This window comes from Paractinoplanes globisporus DSM 43857 (assembly GCF_000379645.1).
In the GTDB taxonomy this organism is placed as follows: domain Bacteria; phylum Actinomycetota; class Actinomycetes; order Mycobacteriales; family Micromonosporaceae; genus Actinoplanes; species Actinoplanes globisporus.
In genome coordinates this window covers 21,996-39,366 of record NZ_KB903331.1, presented here as the reverse complement: position 1 = coordinate 39,366, position 17,371 = coordinate 21,996, and the positions used below count along the sequence as shown (strand labels likewise).

The window sequence follows — 17,371 nt, the reverse complement described above, 5'->3', positions numbered from 1 at the left end:
ACGTTCAGGATGTGCCGAGCGCCTCTCGGATCTCCGCGTACACCTTCTCAGCAGTCTCCCGTCCCGGCGCGTCCGGGGCCATCACATCGAGCAGGTTCCGCATGACCGCCTCGGCCTCGGCGACTTCACCTGCCCCCAGCAGCGCCTCCCCGTACATACCGGTGATCTGGTCGGCGTCGTCGGCGGCGCCGATCGCCCGCAGCCGGGGCGCCACATCGCGCAGCACCGGCACGGCTTCGGCGTGCCGGTCCCGAGCCACGAGGACCCGGGCGTGACCCCAGGCGGTCAGGCTGTTCTGCCAGATCGCGTTGGGCTCGTCGGCCAGGTCGGCGGGCAGCGCCGCGAACCGCTCGTCGGCCAGCCGGGCGGTCTCGACCGCGGCGTCCGGGTCGTCGGCGAAATGCAGCGCGCCCACCCGTCGGCGCAGCACCCGCAGCTCCCCGATCAGGTCGCCGGCCTCGTGCAGGGCCCGCGCCGCGGCCAGGAACGCCGCCGCGGCCTCGGCGTCCCGGTTGAGGTCGTAGAGCAGGCCGGCGGCCTCCTCCCCGATCCGGCCGCGGCCGCCGGGGTTGTCGGCGAGCCGCTCGATCAGCTCGCGGTAGCGCGCCACGGCGCCGGCCGTGTCGCCGATCGCCCGGTACTGCTGGGCCAGCAGGTGACGGGTGTTGTCGGCCTCCTGCTCGTTGCCGCCGTCCTCGAAACCGCGCAGTGCCTCCTCGGCGACTTCGGCCGCCTCGAACGGGCGGCCGGCCATCGCGTACGCCTCGGCCAGCTCGTACCGGGCGAAGGCACCGCCCGCGTCGAAGCCCTGCTCGGCGCAGAGCGCGACCGCCTCGACCAGGTCGTCGACTGCCTCGTGCGGCCGATCGAGCTGCTTGAGCGCGTGGCCGCGGCCGACCCTGGCCGGTAGTTGCTCGCCGGGCACACCGCTGGAGATCGCCACGCCGAACGCCTCGACCCGCTCCTCCGCGTCCTCGTTGAGATGGCCGTAGAAGACGGCAACCTCCGCCAGCCGGAATTTCGGGCCGTGCTCGCGGTAGTGGTTCCAGGCGACCCGCGCCGCGTCGAGGGCGGCGTCGGAGTCATCGGCGTTGGCCCGGATGCGGGCCCGCTGCAAGGCGTGCCGGGCGATCCGCCACGGGTCGCCGGTCTGGTTCGCGTAGTCGTACGCCCGGTCGTCGGCCCGGATCGCCTCGGCGAGTTCCTGCCGCATGACGTGCAAGATGGACAGTCGCGCCCAGGCGGTCGCGCGGGCGGCGGCGTCGCCGTGTTTTTCCTGGTAGTCGACGTCGGCCCGGATCGGCTCGGCGTCGATCTCGCCGGGGGCGGTCTTGGTGATCGCCGCCCGGGCCCGGAGCACGCTGGCCTCGCCCTCGGCGCCGGCGGCCTCGAGGAGCGCGATCGCCTCCGCCCACAACGGCCGCGGGTCGCCCTTCTCGTTCCAGCTCAGCAGGTTTCCGGCCAGCGCGGCGCGGCGGGCGATCAGCAGCGGGTCATCCAGCGCCGGGAAGCGCGCGTCCAGTGCGGCCAGGGTGGCGGTCAGCTCCTCGATCCTGTCCTGCTCGTACTGCGCGGCCGCGAGGTCGAGCAGCTCGGCCGGGCCGGCCGTGTCGGGAACCTCGGGCTCGGGCGACGGCTCCGGTTTCGTGGTCGCGACCACGGGCCGGGCGGTCGGCGACAGGGCGAGATCGATCCCGTACGGCTCGGCGGCGATCCGCTCGGCGATGCGGCGTCCCTGGTAGCCGCTGCCGTTGCGGGCGTCGAAGCGGGCGGCCAGCTCGGTGGCCCGCTCGGCCAGCTCGGTGGCGAGTTTCGTGACCGCGATGTCGCCGCGCTCCTGACGGCGGACGGTAAGGTCGCCGTGCCCGAGCTCGGTGAGCCGGCGCAGCAGCATCGCCGCGTCGGCGGCGAAGTTCATCTCGGCGGCCGGCGACGGCGCCTTTTCCAACCAGTCGATGTGCCGCTGGAGCATCTCGAGACCGCGGTGCTCGTTGCCGGTGCGGGCGCAGAAGGCGATGTGCGTTCCGATGGTCCACAGGTCGGCGAGGTTGCCCCGCTCCAGGCGGTACGCCCGGCGGTGCGCGTCGGCGGCTTTCTCCAGGTCGCCGGTGAACAGGTACGCCGTGGTCAGCTCGCGCAGAATCCCCTGCGGCTGCTCGTTGCAGGACAGCTCGCCGGCCAGCACCGGCTCGGCCAGCTCGACGACCTCGCGGTACCGCCCGCGGGAGTTGAGGTAGGCGGCCATGTCGGTCGGGTCGCACCCGGCGCAGTCGGAGATGCTGTCCCGCGGCGCGGCCTGCCACCTCGAATACCACTGGTCGGCCTCGTCATCGAGGCCGAGGTGCTTGGCGACGAGGTACCGGTGCTTGTGCACGACCTGCATGCTGTGGCCGGCCTCGCGGTAGCGGCGTTCCATGTCGTCGAGCACCGCGTAGGTGCGGGCCAGGGGAATCTCGGGGAACTGCTCGAGCGCGTTCACCATGTACTTGAAGTGCCACAACAGGGTGTGGGTGCGGCGCTGGTGGTGCGGGCCGGGGTTGTTGTCGAAGTCGCTCAGGCACCAGGAGAAGGTGACGAACGACTTGACCTTCTCGCCGCCGTAGACGTACGCGTTCGTGGCGATCAGCCGGGTGGTGAAGGCGAGATCGGGGTCGCCCGCGGCGTCGACCTGCGGCAGGAGCTGCTCGACCAGCGCGATCTGGGCCGAGCCGTAGGGCATCCGGCGGGCCTGCTCGAGCAGGCCCCACAACTCGTCGGCGGCCCTCATCGGTCCTCCTCGGCGACACTGTTTTCCTCGGCGACGATGGCGGGCACGGCCCGGTCGAGCAGCCCGACGAACGACGTGGTGAGCAGCGCGGCGTCGGCCGGCCGGATCGGGTGGTGGCCGAGCATCAGCGACTGGCCGTAGAGCGACTCGACGGCCAGGCCCGCGAGCTCGGGATCGGCGATGCCGACCACGCGCCGCACCAGGGGGTTGCGATGGTTGAGCACCAGCTGCGGTCGCTCGGGCGGCGCGACCGAGGCGAGCGCGTCGAGCACGCCGCTCCACAGGTCGTCGGACTTGTCGCGGGTGGCCGTGAACTGGTCGTGGAACGCGGCGGCCCGACTGACCAGATAGAGCGCCGGCAAAGTGACCGGGTCGAACGCGCGGATCACGACCTCACAACCGAGCCGGTCGAGGCGGCGCTGCGCGATCGCGAGGAACGGGCGCAGGGCCAGCTCGGTCTCGGCGTCCAGCCCGGTGAAGCGGGTCGCCAGGTCGGTCGGCTCGAGCCGCTCGGCCCGGACCTCCGGGTCCACTGTGGCCAGCCGTTCGATGATCTCGGTGTCGTACACGTACCCGCCGTTGACCAGGCCGACGTCCTGCGCGGCGGCGACGGCGGCGAGCTGGCGGAACTCGTCGGCGGTCGACGCGTACCGGATGATGCCGTGGCGCTCGCGGAACTCGGCCAGCGTGACCTGGCCCATGTTGGTCTCGATGGGGTACCACTGCTCGACGATGCGCAGCATCTCGTCGTCGTGCAGGGCGAGCGCCTTGACCCCGAGATGGTGCACGTCGAGGAAGCGGGTGAGCCGCCGCGGATCGGTCGCGGCCAGCCGCACCAGCCAGCCGCGCAGCTGGTCGGCGATCGCGTCGCGAGCGGCGTTGAGCAGGCCGTCGTCGTAGAGCGACTCGCGGCTCGCGGTCGGGCGCAGCTCGGTGCTGTCGACCACGCAGCGGGCGAAGAACGCCCACTCGGGCAGCAGGCCCTCGACGTTCTCGGCGAGCAGCATGCGTTTCAGATAGACCCGGTGACCGCCGCGGGTCGCCGGGTTGACCGGCGTGGGCAGCACGAACGCCGCGCCCTTCAGACCGGCCTCGGGCACGTCGAGCTCGACGACGTCGAAGGGGACAAAGCCAAAGACCTTCTCCGCGTACGAGAAGAGGGCGGCGCGACCGGATTCCCAGGGCACCTCGCCGGCCGTCACCCGCTGATCGTCGACCTCGACGCTGACCGGCAGCATCGAACCGTAAAGCTCGGCGAGCTCGCGCACCGTCGTACCGGAAAGAAGGTGTTCGGCGCCGCGGCGCGGCAGCAGGGTGACCGTGGTACCCGGCTCGCGCTCTTTGCCGGGGCGCACCTCGTAGCGGCCGTCGGAATACCCCACCCAGACCACCGGCTCGGCGCCGGCCCGCCGGGTGTGCACCCGGATCTCGTCGGCCACCAGGAAACAGGAGAGCAGGCCGATGCCGAACTGGCCGAGGAACTCGTGGCGGGCGAAGCCCAGCTCGTCGCGTTTCGAGCTGCGGCCGATCGTGGCCAGCAGCTCGTGCACCTGCGCCTCGGTCAGCCCGATGCCGTTGTCGGTGATGCGCAGCTCGTCGGAGCCGGTGGTGATGCGGATCTGGCCCTTTTCGGCGAGATCGGTGGCGGTGATCGCATCAACCGCGTTCTGCAGCAGCTCACGGACGTAGACGCGCGGGCTCGCGTAGAGGTGGTGACTCAGCAGATCGACGATGCCCCGTAGATCGACCTGGAACGTGTTGCTCACGGGCGAGAAGCTACCGGGTGCCCCCGACAGTTTCTCGCCCCGTTCCCGTTTTCAGTCGATCAACTCAGTGCATGCCGCCCGGCTCGGGCCCCTTGACGATCGGCGCGCGCACCAGGTTGCCCCACTCCGTCCAGGATCCGTCGTAGTTGCGGACCTGCGGGTAGCCGAGCAGGTGGTGCAGCACGAACCAGGTGTGACTGGACCGCTCGCCGATCCGGCAGTAGGCGATGATGTCGTCGGCCGAGTCGAGGCCCAGCTCGTCGTGGTAGATCTTGGTGAGCTCGTCGGCCTGCTTGAACGAGCCGTCCTCGTTCGCCGCCGACTTCCACGGCTTGCTCAGCGCGCCCGGGATGTGCCCGCCGCGCAGCGCGCCCTCCTGCGGATAGGCCGCCATATGGGTGAGCTCGCCCGTGTACTCCTGCGGCGAACGCACGTCGACCAGCGGCCGTCCGCTCGCGATGTGACCCATGACCTGGTCGCGGAAGGCACGGATCTCGGCGTCGTTGCGGACCGGAACCGGGTAGTCCGCCTTCGGGCGCTCGGTCTTGTCCCTGGTCACCGGGCGGCCTTCGGCCACCCATTTCTGCCGGCCGCCATCCAGCAGCCGAACGTCGCGGTGGCCGAACAGACTGAAGACCCAGAGGGCGTACGCGGCCCACCAGTTGAAGTTGTCGCCGTAGAACACGATCGTGTCGTCCCGGCCGATGCCCTTCGCCTCGCACAGGGCGGCGAACGCGGCGGGGTCGAGGTAGTCGCGGGTGACCTGGTCGTTCAGTTCGAGGTGCCAGTCGACCTTGACCGCGCCCGGGATGTGCCCGGTGTCGTAGAGCAGCACGTCCTCGTCCGACTCCACGACCACGAGGCCGGGCGTGTCGAGGTTGGCGGCCAGCCACTCGGTGGTGACCAGTTTCTCGGGGTGCGCGTACGCCTGCAGTGCGGGCGCCGGATCGTTCGCAACGGACATGCTTGTCACGCTAGCGCTTTGGTGGTCATTCGATGGGGGCCAACGCCGGACGCTTGGCTGTGACGCTGTCGCCACTCGAGTGACCGAGCAGGTGCCGGCCCATCCAGGGCACCAGGTGCTCGCGGGCCCAGCGCACGTCGGCGCCCCGGGCCAGCAGCCACGGCGTGGGCTCGGGCGCGGGCGGCACCAGCATCCACTCTTCCTCGATGCCGACACCCAGCGCGTTGAGTACGTGCGCGGCGACCCGGCGGTGGCCGGCGGCCGACAGGTGCAGCCGGTCGGGCGCCCACATGTGCGGGTGGTGGAACTTGTCGTCGCCGAAGAGGTCGATCACGTACGCGCCGTACTTCTCGCCGAGCATGGTGGCTCCGTCGTTGAGCACGGCCGCCCGCGGGCTCATGATGCGCTGCCCGGGCAGGTGGGCGGTGACGTCGGCGAACCGGAACAGGATCACGTCGGCGCCGGCCGCACGCAGCTCGGCGACCATCGGATCCATCCGCGCCACCAGCGCATGCGGGTCGACCCGCGGCCGCAGCACGTCGTTGCCGCCGCCCGCGAAGCTGACCAGGTCGGGGTGCATCGCCAGGGTCGGTTCCAGCTGCTCGTCGACGATCTGGTTGAGCAGTCGGCCACGGATCGCGAGGTTCGCGTAGCCGAAGTCGGGTCCGTAGTCCACGGCGAGCCGGGCGGCGACCAGGTCCGCCCAGCCTCGGTAGCTGCCGTCGGGATACGCGTCGCTGAGGCCCTCGGTGAAGCTGTCCCCCATCGCCACGAAGCTGCGCCAGGTCATCCGCCGCCCCCTTAACGTCCCTTCACCTGTAATTGACAGTCAGTTTTCCACCGGAAGGGCGGACATCGCAGCGTGACGATGGCGACACCCGGGATATCCGGTGGTTTCCGTCGGACCCCCTCAATACGCTGCTCTGCATGCTGTTGCGAATGTCCACCTTGCTGCTCAAGACACTGCGCGAGGAGCCGGCGGACGCGGAGGTGCCGAGCCATCGGCTGCTGCTGCGCGCCGGATTCATCCGTCGCGCCGCCCCGGGTGGGTACACCTGGCTCCCGCTCGGCAAGATCGTCCTCGACCGGGTGATCGCCGTGGTCCGCGAGGAGATGGTCGCCATCGGCGGGCAGGAAGTCGCCTTTCCGGCGCTGCTGCCGCGCGAGCCCTACGACCTGACCAACCGCTGGACCGAGTACGGCGACGACATCTTCACACTGCAGGACCGCCGCGGCGGCGACTACCTTCTCGCGCCCACACACGAGGAGATGTTCACCCTGCTCGTGCAGGACATGACCAGCTCCTACCGCGACTTCCCGCAGCTGCTGTTCCAGGTGCAGACGAAATACCGGGACGAGGCTCGCCCGCGGGCCGGGCTGCTGCGCGGCCGCGAGTTCCTGATGAAGGACGCGTACTCGTTCACGCTCACCGACGAGGGCCTCGCGGCGGCGTACGCCGCCGTACGCGCGTCCTACCAGCGGATCTTCGACCGGCTCGGGCTGGCGCACACGATCGTCGCCGCGATGTCCGGCGCCATGGGCGGCTCGGCGTCCGAGGAGTTCCTGGCCACGTCCGATGTCGGCGAGGACACATTCGTCGGCTGCTCCTCCTGCGAGTACGCGGCGAACACCGAGGCGGTCGTCACGCCCGTGCCCTCGATCACACCCGTCGAGGCCGGCCCGATCGCCGTGCACGACACCCCGTCGACCCCGACCATCGCCTCCCTCGTCGAGCTGGCCAACGACCGGGCGCTCGAGGGCCGCACCGACTGGACAGCGGCCGACACCCTGAAAAACGTGGTCGTGACCGTGCACCAGCCCGGCGGCAAGGACGAGCTGCTGGTGATCGGCGTGCCCGGCGACCGCGAGGTCGACCTGAAACGGCTCGACGCCGCGCTCGCCCCGGCCACCGCGACCCTCTTCGACGACTTCGCGTCCCGCCCCGACCTGGTGAAGGGCTACATCGGCCCGCAGGGAATCACCGCGCGATACCTGGCCGACCCCCGCGTCGTCGCCGGCACCGCCTGGCTGACCGGCGCCAACGAGCCCGGCAAGCACGCGACGAACGTCGTGGCCGGCCGCGACTTCACTCCCGACGGCACGATCGAGGCGGCCGAGGTGCGGGCCGGCGACCCCTGCCCGGCCTGCGCCGACGGCACGCTCACGATCCGGCGCGGCATCGAGATCGGGCACGTCTTCCAGCTCGGCCGCAAGTACACCGACACGTTCAAGGTCGACGTGCTCGGGGTGGACGGCAAGACGGTGCGCCCGACCATGGGCTCGTACGGGATCGGGGTGTCCCGGGCCGTCGCGACGATCGCCGAGCAGCACCACGACGAGCGGGGCCTGCTCTGGCCGGACGAGGTCGCGCCGGCCGACGTACACGTGATCGCAGCGGGCAAGGCCGGTCAGGTCGAGGCGGCCCTCGAGCTCGGCGAACGCCTGGTCGCGGCCGGCCTGCGGGTGCTGGTCGACGACCGGCCGCAGCTGTCGGCGGGCGTCAAGTTCACCGACGCCGAGCTGATCGGCGTCGCCCGGTCGGTGGTGGTCGGCCGCCGTCTCGCCGAGGGGATCGTCGAATTTCGCGACCGCCGCACGGGCGAGCGATCCGACGTACCGCTGGCTGACGTACCACGTGTAATCACGGATGCACTCGGGTAACAGAGGTTCATAACGGGAGGTTTCACCATGGCGAAGGTGTCGGTCGGCGACGTGATGACCCGGCGGGTCGTCTACCTGCCCGTGGCCACGACGCTCGACGAGGCCGCGCAGGCGATGCGCGACCAGGGCATCGGTGACGTGGTGGTGACCGACGGACCGACCATGGTCGGCCTGGTCACCGACCGCGACATCGTGATCCGCGCGATCGCGGAGAACCTCCCGCCCAAACAGACGACGCTCGGCTCGATCACCTCACGTGAGCTGATCATGGTGGAGCAGTCGGCCACCGTCGAGGAAGCGGTCCGGGCCATGCGCGAGCGCGGGGTCCGCCGCCTGCTGGTCTGCGACGCCGACCGCAAGGTCGTCGGGATCATCAGCCTGAGTGACGTGGCCCTCCTCCCGACGTCGACGCCGGCCTGACGCTGCTGCCGGCCTTTTGGGCGACGTAGGGTTTTGTCGTGAGCGACATGCCCCCGAAGCTTGCCGAGATCGTCGACGAGTTCGCCTCGGCGCCGCGCGAGGTCGTGCTGGAGATGCTGATCGAGTTCTCCGACGCGATGCCGCCGCTGCCGGCCGAGTTGGCCGGGCACGACGGCATGGAGCAGGTGCCCGAGTGCCAGACCCAGTTCTTCCTCAAGGCGACGGTCAACCCGGACGACACGGTGACGACCTGGTTCGACTGCCCGCCCGAGGCCCCGACGACGCGGGCGTTCGCCGGCGTCCTGGCCGAGGGGCTGGAGGGCGCGTCGACCGCCGAGATCCTCGCCGTACCGGATGATCTTTATGCTCGGATGGGCCTCGGGCAGGCGATCAGCCCGCTGCGCATCCGTGGCGGGTCGGCGATCCTCGCCCGGCTCAAGCGGCAGGTCGCCGCCCAGCTTTCCCCTCGCTGACCCCCCGGAGTGCTCGTGGATATTCAGGTCTGGGCCGACGTTGTGTGCCCGTGGTGCTACATCGGCAAGAAGCGGCTCGAGAAAGCGATCGCCGAGTTCCCCGGCGAGGTGGCCGTGACCTTCCGGGCGTACCAGCTCGACGCCTCACCGGTGCCGGTGCCGGTGCGCACCAAGGACGCGCTGGCCGCGAAGTTCGGCGGGCGCGAGCGCGCCGAGCAGATGTTCGCGCACGTGACGTCGATCGCCGCCCGCGACGGGCTGCGCCTCGATTTCGACCGGTCGATCGCGGCCAACACGTTCGACGCCCACCGGCTGATCGCCTGGGCGGCCGGGCAGGGCCGGCAGGCCGACCTGCTCGACGCGCTGCAGCGGGCCCACTTCACCAAGGGCATCGACATCGGCTCCCGGCCGGCGCTCGCCCAGGTGGCCGGCTCGATCGGGCTCGACCCGGCGGCGGCGCGGGCCTACCTGGAATCCCCCGCCGGGACGGACGCGGTGAACACCGACCTCGCCGAGGCGCGCGAGCTCGGCATCACCAGCGTGCCGACCTTCGTGATCGACGGGAAGTACGCGATCCAGGGCGCTCAGGAGTCGGCCACGATCCTGGCCGCCCTCGAGGAGATCGCCCGCCGGGAGACCGTCGACATCGATCAATGACGTTTCACGTGGAACGGCATCGACCGCTTTAGACCTCTTTCGCCAGGCCCTCGATCACCTGGGCATTCGGCAGCGCGCCCAGTGCCGGGCCCGCAATGGCGATCTTGCTGTGCCGCACGCCGGAGCCGACGATGACGTGCGGCGTGGCCGCCACCCTGGCGTCGACCAGGATCGGCCAGTCGGCGGGCAGGCCGATCGGGGTGATCCCGCCGTACTCCATGCCGGTCAGCGCGACCGCGTCGTCCATCGGCGCGAAGCTGCACTTGCGGACGTCCAGGTGGCGGCGGACCACGCCGTTCACGTCGGCCCGGGTGGTGGCGAGGATGATGCAGGCCGCGTACCGGGTCACGCCGTCACGCTTGCCGGCGACCACCACGCAGTTCGCCGAGACATCGAGACCCACGTCGTACGCCTCGCAGAACGCGGCGGTGTCGGCCAGGTCCGGGTCGATCGGCGCCACCAGCACCTGGTCGTCCTCGGCCAGCGCCTTGGCCACCGGCGGGGCCAGCAGGTCGGGGCGGGACTGGGCGGGTTCGAGCTTGAGAGTTCCCATCATCACGCCCGCCATCCTTACTCAATACTTGGAGGCCAGGTAGTCCCGCCACGTCCGGGTCCCCGTCGGGGTGGCGGTGGTGGTCTGCGCGCCCGACCGGATCGCCCTCGCCATGCCGCCGGGGAAGCGCAACCGCCAGATCGGCCGCTTCGAGCCGCGGGCGGTCAGCCAGGTGCGGGCCATCTCGTCGAAGGTGAGCACCTGTGGGCCCGCGTACTCGATGACCTCGCCGGTCCCGGGCACGGCGATCAGGTCGGCGATGCGGTCGGCCACGTCCTCGATCGCCACCGGCTGGACCTGCCACTTCGGGTCGATGACCACCGGGCCGAGCTTGCTGGTGGTGGACAGCAGCATCTCGACGAACGGGTGGAACTGGGCGGCCCGCAGGATCGTGTACGGGATGCCGCTCCGCTCGACGACCGCCTCCGTGTCGAGCTTGGCCTGGTAGTAGCGGTAGGGCACGCGGTCGATGCCGTTGATCGAGACGTAGAGGACATGCCGCACCCCGGCCGGCTTGGCCGCCTCGAGCAGCCGCCGGGTCCCCTCGACGTCGGTCTGCTGCGGCCGGCCGGGCGCCGAGGCCAGGTGCACGATCACGTCCACGTCCTCGACCGCCTCGGCCAGTCCCTCGCCGGTGCGCAGGTCGGCGGCGACCCAGCCCGCCCGCGCCCGGCGGCTCGTCGGCCGCACTCGATAGCCCTCTTTCTCCAGCCGGGGCACCACCGCGGACCCCAGCGTCCCGCTCGCCCCGGTCACCAGCACTGTCGTTGTCGCTGCGTTCTCGTTCATGCGATCCGGACGACCCACCCCACGGAAACGTGACAGCCGTCCGCCTCAGTGTTCTGCAGATCTTGCCGACTATCAGGGGTTGTGGAGGAACGTCGCGGCGCGCGCATCGGGACCGTCAGCGGTCTCGCGCTGCTGGCCGGCGGCACCGCGGTCGCGGCCGTCGCCGGCGGCGCCCACTCGGTCTTCGCGACGATCCTGCTCGGGCTGCTCGCGCTCGGCATGGGCCACTCACTGCTCGTCGAGATCCGGCGCCAGGCGCGGCGGCGGACGCCCGGCGGCTGGGGCCGGGCCGACACGGTCAACGCCGTCCTGCTCGCCTGCTGGACCGAGGCCGCTCTCGTCCTGACCATCGTGGAGCCGGGCGGGACGGCGGTCCGCGTCGTCGGTGGCCTGCTCGCGGCCGCGTACGCGGGAAGCTGTGGGTTTTTTGTCACCGAGCGGCGGAGGGCGATCGCGGCCCGCCCAGCCGACATCGACATGCCGATGCCGGCAAGGGTCCCGGCCGGGCCCGGTCTTTGATCTAATCTCGCCGTGCGTCGTCGATCTCTCGCCCTGCTGCTGACCGCGGGTGCTCTCGCGGCCTGTAGTCCACGCCGCTCCGGCACCCCGGCGGCCGCCGCGACCGCACGCGCCGCGGTGGCCGACGACTACTGGTGGTTCGCTCTCGAACCCGACCTCGACAGAGGTTTCTGCTTCACGTGGGTCAAGGGCCTCACGCCGCAGCAGGTGCTCAAGCGGCTCGGTGGCAAGGAGCTCGAGCGGATCACCTGGCAGCAGCTGGTTGGCTCCGGCGACGGCCCGTCCGAGCCGACAGACCGGTACTTCATCGGCGTGGCCCGGGTCGAGGACTGGTCGCTGATCGTCGAGGACGCCGGCGATCTCGGGGTGACCGAGCAGCTGGTGCGTCCGCTGTCGGCCGGCACCACCGTCGTGGCCCATCAGCGCGGCCCCGACGGGCACGGCCGCTTCCTGCTGCTGGAGGATTCGGCGATCGAGCTCGACTTCGACCCGCTGGCGCCCGCGACCGTGGCCGGCAGCCGGGCCGCCGAGCTGGCCTCGATGATGTCCTCGGTCGGGTTCGGCCGCGGGGACGACCCCGCCCAGGGCACGGCGGCGGCGTTCGCGCTGACCGAGCGACTCACCGGCACCGAGATGACCCAGGAGCTGCTGCGCAGCCGCACCTACCTGCTCACGACCGTGCCCCGAGCCTGACGGTGAAAGAATCATTGGCCGTTCGGCTCTTGCACGGGTGATCGACACAGGGCCAGCATTCACCCGTGACGATGCGTTCCTCGGAGCCGAGCGCCAGTCCGGATTTGCTGAGCGTCGGCCAGGCGGCGATCATGCTCCGCGCCTCGCGGGAGCAGGTCATCGATCTCTGTGCGCGCGGCCTGCTGCCGTACGTCGCCGACGGCTCCCATCGGCGCCTGCGCCGGGCCGACGTGGAGGCGCTCATCCGGCCGGCGCTCACCAAGGAACAGCTCCAACAGTTGTGGCTGCACCGGGCGATCGCCGGCAAGTTCGTGTCGAGCCCGATGGCGTTGCTCGCGGCGGCCACGATCACCCTGCGGCGACTGCGGCGGCTGCATCCCGAGGGCCATTCCTGGGAGTGGCTCGACCGGTGGCAGGCCGTCATCGACACCGGCGCCGAGGCCGTTCTCGACGCGCTGACCTCCTCGGCCCCGTACGCGATCGAATTGCGTAGCACGTCGCCGTTCACCGGCATATTGTCCGAAGTGGAGCGCCGCACGGTGCTCGAGGCGCTGGCCGACAGCCGCCGCGATCGGGCCCGCCCGGTGCCCCCGGAGAAGCTCGAGCGAGTGCTACGGACAGTGTGAGTCGTCGATCACAAAGCTATAAAAGGACCTTATGCATATTGCCGCAATGGGCGGATAGTGGATCAGTTCAACCCCGGCCGCCCGATGCGATCACGCCGCGCGACTGGCTGCGCCCCCGGGAGGTTTCCATGCCGACCACCACCCCCCATTCGACCGTCGCGACCAGGCTCAGCAGCCTCCTCGAGACCGTCCTGCAGACGCCCATACCGGTGCGTATCAGAGCCTGGGATGGCTCCACCGCCGGTCCGGCCGACGCTCCGACCCTGATCATCCGCCACAAGCGCGCGATGCGCCGCATCCTGTGGCAGCCCAACGAGCTGGGCCTGGCCCGCGGCTACATAGCCGGCGAGCTCGAGCTCGAGGGTGACATCTACGACGCCCTGGATCGGTTACAGGCCCTCGTCTGGCGCTCGCCCGACGTCAAGGACCTGCCGTTCCACACCGTCGCCGCCGATCTCGTACGCCTCGGCGTGCTCGGCACCCAGCCCAAGCCGCCGCCGGAGGAGATGCAGGTCACCGGCACCCGACACAGCAAGCGCCGGGACAGGCAGGCCGTCAGCCAGCACTACGACGTGGGCAACGAGTTCTACCGGATCGTGCTCGGCGAGAGCATGGTCTACTCCTGCGCGTACTGGACGTCGGACGAGCCCGGCTATGGCCTGGCCGATGCGCAGCGCGACAAGCTCGACCTGATCTGCCGCAAGCTCGACCTCGAGCCCGGCATGCGGCTGCTCGACGTCGGCTGCGGCTGGGGCAGTCTGGCCATGCACGCGGCCCGCGAGTACGGCGTCTCGGTGCTCGGCATCACGCTCTCCGGCGAGCAGGCCGACTACGCCCGCAAGCAGGTCGCCGAGGCCGGCCTCACCGACCAGGTCGAGATCCGCATCCAGGACTACCGGGACCTCGACGACGGCCCGTTCGACGCGATCTCCAGCGTCGGCATGGCCGAGCACGTCGGTACCGGCCCCTACAAGGAGTACGCCGAGATCCTCCACGGCCAGCTCAAGCCCGGCGGCCGCCTGCTCAACCACCAGATCGGCCGACTGCGCCTGCCCGACAAGCAGCCGCATCAGCCGCGGAGCTTCATCGACTCGTACGTCTTCCCCGACGGTGAGCTCGCACCGATCGGCACCACGGTCGGTCTCCTGGAGGAGGCCGGTTTCGAGGTACGCGACGTGCACGCCCTTCGCGAGCATTACGCCCGCACACTCCGCGCCTGGGTGGCGAACCTGGAATCCGACTGGTCCGCCGCGGTACGCCTGACCAGCCCCGGCCGGGCCCGGGTGTGGCGCCTGTACATGGCGGCTTCGGCTCTCGCCTTCGAGCAGGCCCGCATCAACGTCAACCAGGTTCTGGCCGTCAAGACACACCGCAACGGCGTGAGCGACATGCCGCCCACCCGCTCCGGCTTCATCGCCTGACGAGCCCGAAGACGGCCGTGGTGCCCCGTCACCTGCCCCGACGTGGCACCACGGCTCCTCAACCGCTGATCCGCCGGTTCCTTAACCGTCCAAATCGGTCAGTCGCTGCCGGTTACCGCCCGATAACTCCCTAAGTTATCCACAGCCTTCAGCACGATCTCCGTGGGCCGGTTAGCCTGCGCTTCGTGGACGAACGAAAACGGGCGGCCGCCGTGATCGTGCGGGAAGGCCGTGTGCTGATGGTGCACGAGCGAAGCCGACGATCCGGCGGCGGCGAGTGGTGGACCCTCCCCGGTGGCGGCGTGGAGCCGGGTGAAACCACCGAGGAAGCTCTACGCCGAGAGGTCTTCGAAGAGACCGGCCTCATAGTCTCGGCCGCCAAGCACGTCCTGGAAATGCCCTACCCCACCGGCATGACCAGCGTCTTCTCGGTCACGGTCGCCGACGGCGAGCCCCGCCTCGGCACCGACGACGGCATCGGCCCCGAGCCCCTGGGCCTCGACTGGCTACCGGCCCCCGATCTCCCCATCGAGTCCGCCCACGGCGTGCCGATCCCGCCGATGATCGTCGTTTTGCCGGCCTGACCACCACGGCCGCGACAGCAGCCCGGCGAGCACGGCGCCGGTGGCGTTGACGAGGACGTCATCCACGGAGGACACCCGATCCAGGCGCAGGACGTACTGGGCGGTCTCGATCAGGACCGAGCAGCCCACCCCCAACGCCAGAATCCGTGGCAGGGACGCCAGCGCCGCGAACCGCATCGGGGCGAAGAACCCCAGCGAGGCGAGGACCAGCAGGTTTCCCCCGATCCCGAGCGCACCCATCGTGACCAGGTCCCGCAGCGGAACCAGGCTGACCCGGCCGTGAGCAATGCCGGCGTCGAGACCAGGCATCATGGTCATCCACACGAACGGCACCGTCCCGTAGACCATGCCCACCTCAGCCACCGAAATCCGCCAAGCCGACGCGACCCCCGCGGCCAGCCGCCGACGCGCCAGAACCCACACCACCAGCCCCGCCGACGGCAGCCCAACCAGCGTCATGAGCACAACGCCGTTCTCCGTGTCGAGGCACCCGTGCCACTGCCCCGCCATGCACCGGGAAGCGGGCATCATAAGCATCCGCCGCATCACAAACCCGGCGCCGACGATGCCAACGAGAGCCAGCCCAAGCAGCACGATCGTGCGCACACGGCGAAACGGAACTGACGGGGATGCGCTGTAGTCCATGCGCGCATTCAACCCGGACACCTGTAGCGGCAACGTAAGCGAAAAAGCGACTTTGTGAAGCCCAGGCGGCACGATGGCGTAGGACTCGACGCGGCCGAGGACGGCGTTGAGAGAATCTCGTAACGGCTCGGGGCACCGCAGGGTTTGGCCGAGCAGCATGCCGCCATGAAGGGCGCCCGCCCTGCCGATGCACCGCTCGACGCCGGCCCACTGGCCCGTGTTTCAGTTGCCTCGCCCTGACTTGGCTGATGCGGTGTCTCGCGGACGGGATCGCGCCGTCGAGCGTTCGGCTGTATCACGAGCTGCTCGACGCGACGGCGAGGCGTTCCGACCGGTCGCGGGGGGGCCGATGATGAGCTTGGGCCGATCTGGGCCCCGCGATCTTGCCTGGACGTTTGTCCTGTTCAGCGGCCATCGATTGTGGAGCCCAGGGGACTTGAACCCCTAACCCCCGCCTTGCAAAGGCGGTGCTCTGCCAGTTGAGCTAGGGCCCCCGGGTAAACCCAGAGGATCTATCGCAGGTCGGGCGCGGTGGTCGCCTCGTGCCAGAGCGCCCGCTCGTCGCTGGACGCCTTGACCCTTTTCACCACGAGTGCGGCAACCCCGACGACCGCGGCCACAATCAGGAGCTTCTTCAGCACGGCTGGTTCCCCCAAGTTCGCTTCGGCGAATTGTGCGCGAGCTGCTCACTCACCGCAACCAGTAGATCGCGGGGTTTCCGGGGGCTCGGCCCCCGGAGTAGACATGACGAGCGATCCGGGTCTGCGCTTTCAGCAGACAGGGAACTCCCATCGCTCGTGGGGCTAGATGGAATCGAACCATCGACCTCAGAGTTATCAGCTCTGCGCTCTAACCGACTGAGCTATAGCCCCGCGCGATTGCGACACCGAAGGTTACCGCACCGGGTCGCGGGCCACCAAAACGGGGTGGCCCGCGCCGGCTCGCGAATCAGTCGCGCTCGGCGAGCGTCAGCTCGACGCCGCCGACGAGGTCGGCGCACACGTTGTAGATGAACGCGCCGAGCGTGGCAAGGGCCGTGAACAGGACGACGTTGACCGCGCCGATGAGCATGGACGTGCCGATGACGCCCCACGCGGTGATGCGGAAACCGCCGCTCGAGGACGTGTCGGTGCCGCCGCTGGCGCTCACCAGTTCCTTGAGGCTGTTGTTGACCTCACTCCAGACGCCCATGGCGTCCAGGGCGAGGTAGAGCACCGAGGTGGCGACGACCACGACGATGAACAGCACCACGGAGACGGCGAACGAGAACTTCATCACGGACCAGGGGTCGATCCGCTTGAGGTTCAGCCGGGCACGGCGGGGACCGCGGGCGGCGGCGCCGGCAACCGTGGACCGGGCGGAGCGCGCGGCCTCGGTGACGCGGGCCGCACCGACGGCGCCGCTGACGCCACCGGGGCGCTGCTGCGGCTTGTTGCCGCCGGTCACGTTGCCGGGCTGACCGGCCGGTCCGATCGGGCCGGCCGGGCCGGGACGCTGCTGCGGGCCGGTGCCGGGCGGGGGGCCCGCCGGACGGCCCGGCGCGGCGCCCTTGCCCTTGGTGACGATCGGCACGGTCGCCGAGCCCTTGGCCACCGCGGGGCCGGCGGGCCCGGGCCGTTTCGGGTCGGACGAACCGTCGCTGTCGGCGGGCGGCTCACCCGGGGGCGGGGCCATGCCCGGCGCCCGGGTGAACTTCGGCGGGGACGGAGCATCGGCGGGGTTCGCGGGACGACCCGCGCCATCGCGCCCGTTCGCGGCGGCGTCCTTCTTGGCCGCCTCGTCCGGAGTCGCTGAGGCCCCCGCGGCCCCCGACTTCGCCTGTGTCTCCGGCAT

18 protein-coding genes and 2 tRNA genes are annotated in these 17,371 nt (G+C 70.5%); 9 read left to right on the top strand and 11 right to left on the bottom strand.

All coding sequences use genetic code 11. The annotated features are described in order from the left end of the window. Positions 1–4: 4 nt before the first annotated feature. The 4 genes from A3CQ_RS0139875 to A3CQ_RS0139860 all read right to left on the bottom strand — a co-directional run bounded on the left by A3CQ_RS0139875 (position 5) and on the right by A3CQ_RS0139860 (position 6,287). Entirely contained in the window at positions 5–2,767 is a 2,763-nt protein-coding gene (locus A3CQ_RS0139875; protein WP_020516569.1) for a hypothetical protein, read from the bottom strand. Further along, positions 2,764–4,533, bottom strand: a complete 1,770-nt coding sequence (locus A3CQ_RS55720; RefSeq protein WP_020516568.1) for an HSP90 family protein — start codon at positions 4,531–4,533, stop codon at positions 2,764–2,766. The genes A3CQ_RS0139875 and A3CQ_RS55720 overlap by 4 nt, the downstream gene beginning before the upstream one ends. A 64-nt stretch (positions 4,534–4,597) precedes the next feature. Further along, positions 4,598–5,497: a sulfurtransferase gene (locus A3CQ_RS0139865; RefSeq protein WP_020516567.1), complete on the bottom strand. Its 900-nt coding sequence runs from the start codon at positions 5,495–5,497 to the stop codon at positions 4,598–4,600. A 25-nt stretch (positions 5,498–5,522) separates the two neighbouring features. Continuing rightward, the gene (locus A3CQ_RS0139860; protein ID WP_020516566.1) at positions 5,523–6,287 is read right to left on the bottom strand and encodes an SGNH/GDSL hydrolase family protein; all 765 of its coding nucleotides are present in this window, start codon (positions 6,285–6,287) and stop codon (positions 5,523–5,525) included. 137 nt (positions 6,288–6,424) lie between these two features. On the opposite strand from A3CQ_RS0139860, the gene A3CQ_RS0139855 reads away from it, so the two are divergent. The 4 genes from A3CQ_RS0139855 to A3CQ_RS0139840 are packed head-to-tail and all read left to right on the top strand — an operon-like array spanning position 6,425 to position 9,708. Next, on the top strand, positions 6,425–8,158 hold the full coding sequence (locus A3CQ_RS0139855; RefSeq protein WP_020516565.1) for a proline--tRNA ligase: 1,734 nt from the start codon (positions 6,425–6,427) through the stop codon (positions 8,156–8,158). A 27-nt stretch (positions 8,159–8,185) separates the two neighbouring features. Then, entirely contained in the window at positions 8,186–8,578 is a 393-nt protein-coding gene (locus tag A3CQ_RS0139850) for a CBS domain-containing protein (RefSeq protein ID WP_020516564.1), read from the top strand. Positions 8,579–8,616: 38 nt separating this feature from the next. Next, the gene (locus A3CQ_RS0139845; RefSeq protein WP_026206732.1) at positions 8,617–9,051 is read left to right on the top strand and encodes a SufE family protein; all 435 of its coding nucleotides are present in this window, start codon (positions 8,617–8,619) and stop codon (positions 9,049–9,051) included. 15 nt (positions 9,052–9,066) lie between these two features. Further along, positions 9,067–9,708 (top strand): DsbA family oxidoreductase, encoded by a 642-nt coding sequence (locus A3CQ_RS0139840; protein WP_026206731.1) that lies wholly within the window; start codon positions 9,067–9,069, stop codon positions 9,706–9,708. 28 nt (positions 9,709–9,736) lie between these two features. Here A3CQ_RS0139840 and A3CQ_RS0139835 read toward each other — a convergent pair whose 3' ends face one another. After that, the gene (locus A3CQ_RS0139835; protein ID WP_026206730.1) at positions 9,737–10,261 is read right to left on the bottom strand and encodes a YbaK/EbsC family protein; all 525 of its coding nucleotides are present in this window, start codon (positions 10,259–10,261) and stop codon (positions 9,737–9,739) included. A gap of 21 nt (positions 10,262–10,282) precedes the next feature. Next, entirely contained in the window at positions 10,283–11,050 is a 768-nt protein-coding gene (locus A3CQ_RS0139830) for an SDR family oxidoreductase (RefSeq protein ID WP_040433914.1), read from the bottom strand. 81 nt (positions 11,051–11,131) lie between these two features. Between A3CQ_RS0139830 and A3CQ_RS0139825 the strand changes: the two genes are divergently transcribed. The 5 genes from A3CQ_RS0139825 (at position 11,132) to A3CQ_RS0139805 (ending at position 14,893) form a co-directional block, all read left to right on the top strand. Then, on the top strand, positions 11,132–11,569 hold the full coding sequence (locus A3CQ_RS0139825; protein ID WP_020516559.1) for a hypothetical protein: 438 nt from the start codon (positions 11,132–11,134) through the stop codon (positions 11,567–11,569). Between the two features lie 12 nt (positions 11,570–11,581). Then, on the top strand, positions 11,582–12,262 hold the full coding sequence (locus A3CQ_RS58175; RefSeq protein ID WP_157296903.1) for a DUF6461 domain-containing protein: 681 nt from the start codon (positions 11,582–11,584) through the stop codon (positions 12,260–12,262). 71 nt (positions 12,263–12,333) lie between these two features. Further along, on the top strand, positions 12,334–12,888 hold the full coding sequence (locus A3CQ_RS0139815) for a helix-turn-helix domain-containing protein (protein WP_020516557.1): 555 nt from the start codon (positions 12,334–12,336) through the stop codon (positions 12,886–12,888). 128 nt (positions 12,889–13,016) lie between these two features. Beyond that, positions 13,017–14,309 (top strand): class I SAM-dependent methyltransferase, encoded by a 1,293-nt coding sequence (locus tag A3CQ_RS0139810; protein ID WP_020516556.1) that lies wholly within the window; start codon positions 13,017–13,019, stop codon positions 14,307–14,309. Between the two features lie 185 nt (positions 14,310–14,494). Further along, positions 14,495–14,893: an NUDIX domain-containing protein gene (locus A3CQ_RS0139805; protein ID WP_020516555.1), complete on the top strand. Its 399-nt coding sequence runs from the start codon at positions 14,495–14,497 to the stop codon at positions 14,891–14,893. Here A3CQ_RS0139805 and A3CQ_RS55710 read toward each other — a convergent pair. From A3CQ_RS55710 to A3CQ_RS0139780, 5 genes are all read right to left on the bottom strand, one after another. Next, the gene (locus tag A3CQ_RS55710; protein ID WP_245577555.1) at positions 14,816–15,697 is read right to left on the bottom strand and encodes a VanZ family protein; all 882 of its coding nucleotides are present in this window, start codon (positions 15,695–15,697) and stop codon (positions 14,816–14,818) included. The genes A3CQ_RS0139805 and A3CQ_RS55710 overlap by 78 nt on opposite strands. A gap of 262 nt (positions 15,698–15,959) precedes the next feature. Beyond that, a tRNA-Ala gene (locus A3CQ_RS0139795) sits at positions 15,960–16,032 on the bottom strand. 18 nt (positions 16,033–16,050) lie between these two features. Next, positions 16,051–16,179: a DLW-39 family protein gene (locus A3CQ_RS62330; protein ID WP_020516553.1), complete on the bottom strand. Its 129-nt coding sequence runs from the start codon at positions 16,177–16,179 to the stop codon at positions 16,051–16,053. Between the two features lie 157 nt (positions 16,180–16,336). After that, positions 16,337–16,410, bottom strand: a tRNA-Ile gene (locus A3CQ_RS0139785). Positions 16,411–16,486: 76 nt separating this feature from the next. Further along, positions 16,487–17,371: a DUF3566 domain-containing protein gene (locus A3CQ_RS0139780; RefSeq protein WP_026206729.1), complete on the bottom strand. Its 885-nt coding sequence runs from the start codon at positions 17,369–17,371 to the stop codon at positions 16,487–16,489.